We start from the raw sequence: 11,440 nt of genomic DNA, 5'->3' as shown, positions 1-11,440 counted from the left end.
AAAAACCGCCCTAGCAAGCGTCACGCCGGGCCGGGGCTGTCGCTGGGCGGCTCGTGCAGGATAAAGATCAGATCATCATCGGGGTGCGCCGGATACAGCTCAGCCACAGCTGGATCATGACCGGGGATCAACCTGTCATAACCACCGGCAAGCTCCAACACACGGTCATGACCTTCCAATGTTTGCGCCACATGGGTGGTAATCTTGAACGGACTGCCAAGGGCGATATTGTCAAAGAAATGCGCCGTGTCCGAGGCAAGGCACAGCCGCCCCCGCGCGGTGGTGACTGTGACCGCCTGAAGCCCCATCGAATGGCCCGGCACATGATGCAGGCGCACCCCGTCCGTCAGGTCATGCGCCCCATCCACAAACTTCACCCGGCCCGCGTAATTATGCGTCACCATGTCCAGCACATCCGACAGCTCAAACGGGGCCTGAACAAGGCTGTGACGCATATGCCGCCCGGTGGCAAAGCGCATTTCCTCGTCCTGCAAGACAAAGCGCGCGTTGGGAAACAGGTTCAAATTGCCCGCATGATCATAATGCAGATGGGTGATGACCACGGTGTCAATATCCGCCGGGTCCACGCCAAGATTGCGCAAGCCTTCGGTCGGGCAGCGCTGAAAATCGCGCCCACGCTCCTGCGCGCGCTGCGCGTCAAACCCGGTATCGACCAGAATACAGCGGTCCGCGCTACGGATCAGCCAGACATAATAATAAATCGGCGCTGGCCCGTCATGCGGATCGGTGCCCAGAAAGTAATCCGATGAGGGCCGGATCGCGCGGGCGTATTGAATGGCATAGACTTCGTAGTCGGGTGCGATGCTCATGGCTGCTCCCCTTCCATCTGTTGTAACGCCGCCAAAAAATGGGGCCGAAAGGCGGTTGGGTCTTCGATCATCGGGAAATGACCAAGCCCCTGCATTTCCCTGAACCATACGTGATCTTCGCCAATGGCATGGCACAGGGCGCGCGTATTGTCCGGCGAGGCGGAATAATCATAGCTGCCGGTCAGCAGGGCCAGCGGACGGCCCGCCGCCCGCAGCGGCGCGGCAATGCGCGCGCCGTCATATTCATCGCTGTAATAGGCCAGATCGCCCATATACACACCGGGCCTTGCCTGCGCATAGATCGCGCAGGCCTCATCGCGTTGGACCTGCGGGCAGGTCGGGCCCAGCATGGCGCGCACATAGGCCGGGTTGTGCTGGCTGTCGGCAATGCGCGCATCGGTCAACAGATCGCTGCGACGGCCCGGTGCTGTCATCGGGGCCTCTAGCGCGATACAGCCGTGCACCAGATCGGGGTGCTGTGCCGTGATGGTCAACGCCATGGTGGCCCCCATCGAACAGCCCACCAGAATAACCGGCCCGCCGGCCACCTGCTCAATAAAGGTTGCGCACCACTCCAGATACGCGGCTTCGGTCAAACGGTAATGCGCGGTTGTTTCGTGGCCTGCCTCGCCCGAGGATAGACCATGCCATGGCAGGTCAAAGGCCATCATGCGATATTGCCGCTGCAATTCGGTATCGGCCAGTTGGTGAAGGTATTGCCGGCTGTCCGCGCCTGCCGTGTGCAGGAATACAATCGGCGGCCCGCTTGTGCCGGCCTCTATCCAGTGCAGCATCGCACTGGCCCCATTGCCACGACGCAGCACCGCGCGCCGCCCCGTCACCGCAGCAGGATCATGGGCAAACCCGTGCCCCACCGGATCGGGCCGATCGGGCCGCGCCAATTCAATCAATCGCTCAAGGGCCGCCAAAGCCTGCGCCTGCGGCACTGGATCGGCGGTGATCGTCAGGCCGGTATCATGGCGCAAAAGCGCCCCAAAGGAATGGCTGCCCGGCGGCGGATCGGGCCGCATCACCCGATCAAACCCCGCCACATCACCAGTGATCGCGATATCCGGCTGCCTCAGGTCGTCACCCGTAAGGGGCCGGGGTTGATCAGACAGCAACAGGCCCGCCGTGACCGGCCCAGATTGCAGGCACAGCCGCAGCGACAAACCACGGCAATGCCATGCCAAAACCGGGTCCGCCACCGCACGCGCCACCCAAGCTGTCAGATCAGCCGCCATCGCGCCCTGCCACAGTTTCAAGATAGCTGAAAATCTCGGTATGGTCAGCCTCGGGGTCCAAGTTCGAGCGTGCATCGGACCACAGGCCGCTGACCTCATCCAGACAAGGCATCTCAAGGCCCAAATCATCTGACAGGGATTTCGCCAGCGCCACATCTTTGGCCATCAATTCAAGCGCGAATCCAGCCTTGCGGAACGCGCCGCTCAGCACGAATTGCTTCAGCTTGTTCTCGGTCGAATTGTTCCGTCCGGTCGAAACATTCAGCACATCCACCAGCGTTTCGGGATTCAGGCCAAACCGACGCCCCACGATCAGCGCCTCGCAGGCAGCGGCCAAACCGGCGGCCGACACGTAGTTGTTCAGCGCCTTTGAGGCATGCCCCGAGGCCAGCGGCCCCGTTGGCACCACCGTGCCCATCGCCTTAAGAATGGGTGTCACACGCTGTGCGGCGGCGTCATCGTCACTGCCCAGAAGAATGCTCAGCGTGCCCGCGACCGCCTTGCGCAGCCCACCCGAGACCGGCGCATCCAGCAAGGTTATTCCGGCCTGCGCCAGATCGGGAGCCAGTTTGCGGGTTTCCATCGGATCGGATGAGCTCATGTCGACGACAAGCGATCCGGGCCTTAGCCCCTCGATCAGGCCCAGCGCATCGGCGCCATCGCCCAGACAGACCCGGCGCACGATACCTGAATGCGGCAGCATCAGGATAACGATATCACAGGCGCGGCCCAAATCCGGCAGGCTGTCGATCACCTCAAGCCCGGCATCGGTGGCCACGGCGCGGGCGGCCTCGGTGTCGATATCAAACAGCACAGGGCGATAGCCCGCCTGCGCGAGACACCGGACCATGGGCGCACCCATGGTCCCAATGCCGACGAAGCCCAGCTTTATGTCGGCCTCAGATTTCATTCATCTCTCCCAGAACGGTGCGGGCGACGCGGAAACTGTCAACCATTGCCGGAACCCCGGCATAGATGCCGACCTGTAAAAGGATTTCCTTGATCTCGTCGGTCGTCAGCCCGTTATTGATCGCACCGCGAATATGGGCGGCCAGTTCATGCTGACGATTCAGCGAGGCGATCATCGCGATATTGATGGTCGAGCGCGTCTTGCGATCCAGCCCCTCACGACCCCAGATTTCGCCCCAGCAATAGGTTGTGACCAGTTCTTGGTAATCACGCCCGAATTCGTCGGCATTGGCCAGCGCCTTGTCGACATATTCGTCGCCCAGCGTGGCCCGGCGGATTTCAAGACCCTTTTCGTAGGTTTCATTGTCCATTTCATTGTCCTTTCAAGAATTGGGTTAGGGTGTCAGATCGGCAAAACTGTCGTCTGCGGCCTGCGCTGCGGCGGCAACATGCGCCTCGGCCAATTGGCGGGCGGTGCTGGCATCGCCCCGGTCTATGGCCGCGACAATGCCTTGAATTTCCGTCAGCATCTGCGGCAACCGCCCCTTTTGCGCCAAAGATCTGCGGCGCAGCAAAACAACGCGGTTGTTCAACTGGGTGAAAATCTTGCCAAGCGGTTGGTTGCCGGTGCCGGTAAACAGGCAGCGGTAAAATTCATTCTTGGCCGCAACCATCGCACGCTCGGGGGCGTCTTCGGCCACCAGTTGCGCCAAACGCGCGGTGATCTGCATCAATTCGCGGCGCTGATCAGCGCTGGCGTTGGTGGTGAACTCGGCACAGGCCAGCCCTTCGATCGCAGCCCGCACGCGATACAGGTCTTGTGCTTGCTTGCGGTCCAGCCGCGCCACCATCGGGCCCTTGTGCGGAACGTGCACAATCAGATCTTCAGCGGCCAATGCCTTGAGGGCTTCGCGCACAAGGCTACGGCTGACGCCGAACATGTCACACAAGGCGCGTTCGCTCAGGTTCTGGCCGGGGGCCAGATCGCCATCCAGAATGGCATCGCGCATGGCCTGCACAAGCCGGGCGCTCAGCGTTACGTCATCGCGGTTGAGGGTCAGTGTCTGTGGCATGGAAATCCTGTTCTTCACGGCAGATTGGAGCATTTTGTCGGACAATCGGTCAATCCGGCAATTTCACAACATATAGCAGCCATTGAAAACAGCTCTGCCCAAAACGGCACAGTGATTGCGACGCAAGTTTCATGCCGCGCGCCGACCATGAAGAAAAGGACCGCAAACAATGACCACGACCCCCACAGCACAGCTGTCTGCCTTTGTGGCCAATCTACGTTTTGACGATTTACCGCCCGAGGTGGTGCATCAGGCGTGCCGGTTTCTGCTGGATGCCGTGGGCTGTGCCATTGCCGCCCGCGCCGAAGACCCTGCAAAGGCCAGCCACGCGATGCAGCTTGTGGCGGGGTTCCATGCCAACGGCCCGGCCAGCGTGATTGGCGGCGCACCGTCTGATCCGGCGCTTGCAGCGCTGGCGAATGGCATTTTGATCAACGCCACCGATTACGACGACACCCACAAACGCGCGCTGATCCATGTCGGGTCAGTCGTTGTGCCTGCCGCCCTTGCCGTAACCGAACAGGCCGGCGGCAGCGGGCGCGACCTGATCACCGCGATGATCGCGGGCTACGAGGTGAGCACGCGCGTCGGAATGGCGGTAATGCCGACGCATTACCGGTTCTGGCATTCAACAGCCACCAACGGCACCTTCGGGGCTGCGGCTGCGGCCAGTCACGCAATGGGGCTGGACGCCGCACAGACCGAAACCGCCCTTGGCCATGCCGCCACGCAGGCCGCCGGGCTGAACACATTCTTTGAAACCGGCGCTGACACCAAAAGCATCCACCCCGGCAAGGCAGGGCTGAACGGCATCTTGTCCGCACGCATGGCCGCGCTTGGCCTCAGCAGCCCACCCGACAGTCTGGGCCACCCCAAGGGCTATTTGGCCGCCTTCAGCGCCGATCCCCAACCCAAGGCATTGACGCACGGGATAGGGCAGGAATGGGAAATCCTTGAAAACGGGTTCAAATATTTCCCTTCGATCCTTGCCAGCCATTCCCCCATCGGTGCGGCGCTGGACATCGCGACACGTCATGCCCCGCCGCCCGAAGCCATTACCGCTGTTCGGGTCAGAACCTACGCGACGGTGAAATCACATTTTTCCAGCACCCGTGTCGATACCGCGATGGCGGCCCGGCTTTCGGTGCCCTACTGCGTCGCCGCCGCATTGCGTGACGGACAAGTGACGCAAGCCCAGTTTCAGCCCGACAGGTTTCGCGACAGCGCGCTGCGCCAATTGATGAACCGGGTCGAGATCATCGCCGATGAGGATCTGACCGCGCTTTATCCCGAAAAGTTCCCCGCGCGGGTCAGCGTGCACATGCAGGGCGGTGAAACTTACACAGCGGGGCTTGATTACCCAAAAGGCGACCCCCACAACCCGCTCAGCGATGCAGAATTGCTGGAGAAGTTCCGGCGCAACGTCGCAGACGCCCTGCCCCGGCAACAGATCGAAAACCTAATACAGGCCATAATGACTTTGCCAAAGGCGCAAGACTTGCAAAACATCGGCGCACTTGTGCGCGGGGTCGGCGTGTCTGAAAAAACCGCCCGGACCAAGGGGTAAACCATGTGCGATTGTCCACACACCCCCGGTCCCGGCTGGCAAGGCTGGCAAGATCTACCCCCCGCACAACCGCTGCAGCCGGTGGGCGACTGGGTTGACCTGTCTCATCCCCTGTCGGCCGATGCTCCACGGGTGCCGTCCTTTCCCGCGCCGGTTTTCGAGCTGATCCGCCAGATGCCGCGCGATCCGCTGAATGTGACGCGAATGCAGATGGTTGTGCATATCGGCACGCATATCGATTCCCCGCGGCATTTCTTTCTGGATGCCCCCGCGATGGAGGATATCCCGATCAACCGTCTGTGCGGACCCGGCATTGTCTGGCCGGTGGCGCTGAACGGGGCCAAACTTATCGAACCGCATCACTTGGCCGGGCTGGAGGGGTGCCTTGCGCCCGGTGATGCGCTGGTGCTTGAGACCGGCTGGCACACCCGCGCGGGCAGTGAGGCCTATGATAACGATCACCCCACACTTAGCCTTGAATGCGCCGACTGGCTGCTGGCGCAGCGCATCAGGATGCTGGCGCTGGACTTGCCGACGCCGGACCTGCCTGTCAGGAAACGGCCCGAAGGGTTTGATTTCCCGATCCACAAAAGGCTGTTGCAACACGGTGTTCTGATCGCCGAGCATGTCACCAACCTTGCCCCGCTGCGCGGCAAAACGGTTGAGTTACTTTGCGCCGCGCTGAACATCACCGGGGCGGATGGGGCCCCGGCCCGGATACTTGCACGCGAAATCGCCACACCGTCAGGGAACGCAGCCTGACAGCGCCAAAGGCGACATCGCAGGCCAAACCGCAAAACCAAGGAGAACGAGATGACAGAGACTGCAACAAATGTGCTGGTGGTCACCGGCGGAGCGTCAGGGATCGGGCTGGCCTGCGCCCAACGCATGGCCAGCGATCACGGCAAGGTCGTGCTGCTGGACCGCAACGCCGAAGCACTGGAACAAGCTGTAACAGAACTCAAACAGGCCGGATCCCAAGCGTTTGGCATCCCCTGCGACGTCAGCGATGCTGACGCCCTAAGCGCCATCGCCGCCCAAGTTGAGGCCGATCACGGGCCGGTTGACACGCTGGTCACCTCGGCAGGTATCATCAGCAACACCGAAACCTTGATGGAGATGGACCTTGACCGCCACCGCGAGGTTTGGGACGTGAACTATCACGGCACGGTCTATGCCGTGCGCGCCTTTGCCCGCGCCATGCAAGATCGTGGCCGGGGCCGCATCGTGACGCTTGGCTCGATCACCGGGATGGGCGCGTTTCCCCTGCCCGCCTACAGCCCCGGCAAGACCGCGATCACCCGACTGACGCAAATCCTGTCGGTTGAATTGGGCCGTTTCGGCATTCGGGTGAACTGCGTCGCCCCGACCTATGTTCTAAGCGAAACCATGAAGCAGCGCATCGCCGAAGGGCTGCGCGACGGCGAGGCGATCCGCAAGGCTGGCGCACTAAGTACCTATGTGCTTCCCGAAGATATCGCCGATGCAGCAGCCTTCTTGTGTTCCGATGCAGCAAAGGTGATCACAGGGGTTCTTTTGCCGGTTGACGCCGGCTGGCAAGCGGCCACTATCTATCGCAGTTATACCGGCGGCGTCCCATGGGCCGAGGCCGAGTAATACGCGCTGCACTGTATGCATCAAAGACATGCAGTGACCGACCAAACGACATAAAAAAGAGACATAAAACATGAGCGACCCTGCCCTTTTCACCCCAACCCGTATTGGCGCACTGGAGTTGGAAAACCGTATCGTGATCGCCCCGATGTGCCAATATTCCGCCGAAGATGGCTGCCTGACCGACTGGCACGTGATGCATTACGGGCAACTGGCCATGTCGGGGGCAGGGCTGCTGATCTTCGAGGCGGCCGCCGTCGCCCCCGAGGGGCGGATTTCATGGGCCGATGCCGGGCTTTACGATGACGCGACCGAGACGGCGATGGCGCGTGTCGTTGAGGCGGTGCGCCAGTGGTCGACCATGCCCTTGGCGCTGCAACTGGCCCATGCCGGGCGCAAGGCCAGTTGCGCCCAACCTTGGAAAGGCGGCCAACAACTGCCCGGCGACGACCCGCGCAGTTGGCAAACGGTCGCGCCCTCGGCCCTGCCATTTGCGGCGGATGACAGGCCCCCGCTGGCGTTGGATGCAGAGGGGCTGAAACGTCTGGTCGGTGATTTCGCCGAAGCCGCCCGCCGCGCCGCACGTCTGGGCTTTGATGCGGTCGAACTTCACGCCGCGCATGGCTATCTGCTGCACCAGTTCCTGTCCCGCTGTCGAACACCCGCAACGATAGCTATGGCGGCAGTCTGGAAAACCGCATGCGCCTGCCGCTTGAAGTGTTCAGCGCCGTGCGCGCTGCGTTTCCGGCAGACCGCCCCGTGACGATGCGGGTCTCGGGCACCGACTGGGTCGATGGGGGATGGGACATTGAGCAGACAATTGCCCTAGCGCAGGAACTGGAACGCCTTGGCTGCGCCGCGATCCATGTCTCAAGCGGTGGGCTGGACCCACGGCAATCGATTCCCATTGGGCCCAATTATCAGGTGCCGCTGGCCCGCGCCGTCCGCGCCGCAGTGGATATGCCAGTGATTGCCGTCGGCCTGATCACCGAACCGCAGCAGGCCGAGGCCATCATCGGCACCGGCGAGGCTGACATGGTCGCTCTGGCACGGGCGATGTTATATGATCCCCGCTGGCCTTGGCATGCCGCTGCCGAACTGGGGGCCGACATCACCGCCCCCCCGCAATACTGGCGCAGCCAGCCCCACACGCTGAAATCGCTTTTTAAATCCTGACCACGGCAGGGGCGTTCCAAGCGTCCCTGCCCCTTTAGAGCCGAGCATCGCTGTTGGGGCTGCAGTCAGACATATGAAAGCCACGCTCAGGGGGCATGGCTCTACTGCGCCCGCGCAGCCATGTCAGCCCGGTCACCAACCCTCACCGATCGCCTGTCAGCAACACAGGCGCGCATCACGCCCCCAACCCACCCCGATATTCGCAGAAGCGAACCAGAACAAACCGGCTCAAATTCACGGAAAAATACGGCATTTATGTTATGGCGGAGACGAAGGGATTCGAACCCTCGAGACCCTTCCGGGCCTACTCCCTTAGCAGGGGAGCGCCTTCGACCACTCGGCCACGTCTCCGCCGACGCGTATAGCCGGGCAATCCCCTGCATTACAAGGCAAAAATTCAAAAACTTGGCCAGCGTCCCGCGACGGCCCCAAATGCTTGAAATGGCATGGAAAGGAACCACGCGGAACCAGAAATGGGCAAGATCTGGTCATTTCCCCTTTCGGCAAAAGTGCCTTCGACGGCTCTTGGCCAGCCTCCATCGCCGCTTTTTACGGCGTGCTGACAGATTCGCAGATCGAATTTCCGCGCGGCGGGTCATGCACCGACTTCCTTTTCGAAAGGAGGGTGCATCATGACCACCGACCAACAGGACCCCGGCTCCGCGACGCTGGAGGAACTCCGCATCTACTGGCGCATGCCCTCGCTGAGGGCGACGCGAGAGCTTGCAAATCGCCATGGCGTGCGTCGCGTCGGGGAACGCTATCCATGGTATGCCATCTGGGCTGCGGAAGGACTTGCTCCACCCGCACCGCGTCACTGGGCAGAGCTGAAGCTGCCGCATGTGACGACACAAGATCTTGCCGGAATCCTGAACGGAGCCAGACGCACGGCCCAGCGCGTGGATCAGAAGAAGCCGGATGCAAGCTTTCCTGAGCGCCTGAGATTTAGAGACAAGCCGAAACTGTGGCGGCGGGCTCAGGTGAACTTCTGGGCCGCCGGTCTTTCCGTGCCAACCTACAAGGCGCGGTCTGAAAAAAGAGCGGTCGGCACATCCAACTCTCGAACCGCCCAGGGCCCGGATCGAACGCCATCAGAAGGGTTCGATCCCTTCGAGGAAGCACGGCTTGCGGACACGCGTGCCGATTAAATGACATCGCTCCCGAAGAACGGAAAAAATGACAGACACCCATCAAGCTTCTTGCGGCAATACTGGATAGGTGAATGTCATTTTTGCTTCGGGCAAACCGAAAACGGCCAAAATTCACGATGAACGGCCAATTAAGGAAATGACAAATGCCCTTTGACCCATTCACCCAGTCAGCCTCGATTTCAGAAAACTGCAACGAAACGCAGGTGGAGAGCCTCGCCGATGTCTTGTCCTGGATCGACGACGGCGGATCCGACCTGGAGACAGACACGAGGCTCGATTACAGTCGGGCCGTCAAATTGGTCGGGAAACGGCTGCGAAAGCCGCTGTCGTCCATCCCGGCTTCGACCGTCGCCTTTCGCGCGGAGTTTCCAGATGCCGAGTACAGCTTGCTCTGGGGCAAGTCCTTCAACGCCTTTAAGCGCTGGAAAGGCAAAGTCTGCGCGGCCATCAATGGCGCGACGGGAGCGATCGCCGCCAAGGCAGAACGGCGGGCGCGCGATGACGACTGGCGGACGCTGATCGATGTTTTATCAGACATCGCAGCACGGACGCCGCCGGAGGATGCCCTTTTTCACGAAAAGGAGATTATTGGTGTCACCGCACTCGCCGACGCCGCGCGTCGCGCGGATGTGCCCGGCCCAAGACACATACCTGGTTGCGTTCATGACATTCTTGCAGAGGCTGCGGACAGTGGACAGCGGAAGGCGATCATCGATGCGCTGCATCTCTGCGATCGTATTCGAACGCTTCGCGACAACCGGCTTGGGCAGCTGTTGCCCGATGACCCTATTGCGTATTCACCTGTTGAAGTTGCGCAAATTGAGATTCCGGATCACTTGCTCGCCGAACTCGACATATGGATCGATTTGGCCACACGCGGTGAATGGTCACTCACGAAAAAAGCTTACGGCAAGGGGATTGCACGCAAACCTTATCAGGATGCGACCCGCAAGGTTATCCGAACCGCGCATCAGGGCGGCGGGATAAACCTTGCAGAGATCCAGACGATCGCCTCGGCTTTTTCAGACAGCGTCTTGACGCAGGTGGTACGCATCTGGCGCAAGGAACATGAAGCAGGAGAGCGCGGCACGGTCGCGCCGCGCACTGCCAAGAATTACCTTGACGCCGTCAAGTGTTTTCTGGAGCGGAATGGCGAGTGCACCGATCTCGTCAGAAATATCCTGGCGACCGATGATTGGATCCAGAGCGGAGAAGCCGGCCGCGGCATGCCGGAGCGCGCAAAACGTCTCTGCCGCCGTGTCGTAACCGACATGCCAACCCGTCTTGCATTCCTGTCGCTTCACATCAGTTATCGCGATGCCGCCGAAGACTGTCTGAAGATGGCAGAGGCCGACCCGAAGACGCGCAGCCACGCTCTCCTGATGGCCCGGCTATTGGGCACCTGCGCCGCCTTCGCAGCTCTTGAAACGGATGCGGTTCCGGCGCGAGTCGGCAATGCCCTCGCGTGCCCTTACCGCGGACGCGGCGCGTGGCTCGAGCTCGGGCATGGACGGAAACAGCACGGGCATTTGCACGTCCCGGCCTCGGAAACAAAAAATGGCAAGGCGATCAATGCGCCCATCAGGGCAGACAGTCGCCTCCGCGGCCTCGAGACCCTCCGCTGGTATGAAGAAAAGATACGCCCACTTTTTCCATACCATGCTGAGAGCGATTATTTCTTTCCGGCGGTACAGACCGCTGGGGAGCCTTTGAGCTACGCGACTCTGTTGAAATGGTGGAAGAAAACCATCGGCAACTTCGGCTTTCCGGGCATGAACCCGCACATGTTCCGGCACGGACAGGCATCGATCCTTGTCGCGAACAACCCCGGCGACTGGCAGACGGTTTCCGCCCGTCTCGGCGATACGGAATTCAC

10 protein-coding genes, 1 tRNA gene and 1 pseudogene are annotated in these 11,440 nt (G+C 61.2%); 6 read left to right on the top strand and 6 right to left on the bottom strand.

Annotated features, from left to right (window positions below):
* Positions 1–20: 20 nt before the first annotated feature.
* The 5 genes from HAT86_RS10510 to HAT86_RS10490 are packed head-to-tail and all read right to left on the bottom strand — an operon-like array spanning position 21 to position 4,056.
* The gene (locus HAT86_RS10510; RefSeq protein ID WP_196780586.1) at positions 21–830 is read right to left on the bottom strand and encodes an N-acyl homoserine lactonase family protein; all 810 of its coding nucleotides are present in this window, start codon (positions 828–830) and stop codon (positions 21–23) included.
* Positions 827–2,095: an alpha/beta fold hydrolase gene (locus HAT86_RS10505; protein WP_167197002.1), complete on the bottom strand. Its 1,269-nt coding sequence runs from the start codon at positions 2,093–2,095 to the stop codon at positions 827–829. Before HAT86_RS10505 ends, HAT86_RS10510 begins: the two co-directional genes overlap by 4 nt.
* On the bottom strand, positions 2,064–2,984 hold the full coding sequence (locus HAT86_RS10500) for an NAD(P)-dependent oxidoreductase (RefSeq protein ID WP_167196999.1): 921 nt from the start codon (positions 2,982–2,984) through the stop codon (positions 2,064–2,066). The genes HAT86_RS10505 and HAT86_RS10500 overlap by 32 nt, the downstream gene beginning before the upstream one ends.
* On the bottom strand, positions 2,974–3,354 hold the full coding sequence (locus tag HAT86_RS10495) for a carboxymuconolactone decarboxylase family protein (RefSeq protein ID WP_167196996.1): 381 nt from the start codon (positions 3,352–3,354) through the stop codon (positions 2,974–2,976). The genes HAT86_RS10500 and HAT86_RS10495 overlap by 11 nt, the downstream gene beginning before the upstream one ends.
* Positions 3,355–3,378: 24 nt before the next feature.
* Complete coding sequence (locus HAT86_RS10490) at positions 3,379–4,056, bottom strand: GntR family transcriptional regulator (protein WP_167196993.1); 678 nt, start codon at positions 4,054–4,056, stop codon at positions 3,379–3,381.
* 169 nt (positions 4,057–4,225) lie between these two features.
* Between HAT86_RS10490 and HAT86_RS10485 the strand changes: the two genes are divergently transcribed.
* From HAT86_RS10485 to HAT86_RS17070, 4 genes and pseudogenes are all read left to right on the top strand, one after another.
* The gene (locus HAT86_RS10485; protein ID WP_167196990.1) at positions 4,226–5,623 is read left to right on the top strand and encodes an MmgE/PrpD family protein; all 1,398 of its coding nucleotides are present in this window, start codon (positions 4,226–4,228) and stop codon (positions 5,621–5,623) included.
* 3 nt (positions 5,624–5,626) lie between these two features.
* Positions 5,627–6,385, top strand: a complete 759-nt coding sequence (locus tag HAT86_RS10480) for a cyclase family protein (protein WP_167196988.1) — start codon at positions 5,627–5,629, stop codon at positions 6,383–6,385.
* 51 nt (positions 6,386–6,436) lie between these two features.
* The gene (locus HAT86_RS10475) at positions 6,437–7,240 is read left to right on the top strand and encodes an SDR family NAD(P)-dependent oxidoreductase (protein WP_167196984.1); all 804 of its coding nucleotides are present in this window, start codon (positions 6,437–6,439) and stop codon (positions 7,238–7,240) included.
* Between the two features lie 70 nt (positions 7,241–7,310).
* Positions 7,311–8,413: pseudogene (locus tag HAT86_RS17070) on the top strand (NADH:flavin oxidoreductase/NADH oxidase).
* A 261-nt stretch (positions 8,414–8,674) separates the two neighbouring features.
* On the opposite strand, the gene HAT86_RS10465 reads toward HAT86_RS17070, so the two are convergent.
* A tRNA-Ser gene (locus HAT86_RS10465) sits at positions 8,675–8,764 on the bottom strand.
* Positions 8,765–9,045: 281 nt separating this feature from the next.
* Here HAT86_RS10465 and HAT86_RS10460 point away from each other — a divergent pair.
* A complete protein-coding gene (locus HAT86_RS10460; RefSeq protein ID WP_167196981.1) occupies positions 9,046–9,561 on the top strand; it encodes a hypothetical protein in 516 nt (171 codons plus the stop codon).
* Between the two features lie 146 nt (positions 9,562–9,707).
* A partial coding sequence (locus tag HAT86_RS10455) for a site-specific integrase (protein ID WP_167196978.1) occupies positions 9,708–11,440 on the top strand: 1,733 nt, incomplete at its 3' end.

The sequence above is a fragment of the Roseovarius gahaiensis genome (assembly GCF_011601345.1).
GTDB lineage: Bacteria > Pseudomonadota > Alphaproteobacteria > Rhodobacterales > Rhodobacteraceae > Roseovarius > Roseovarius gahaiensis.
This window is presented reverse-complemented; position numbering and strand designations above follow the sequence as displayed.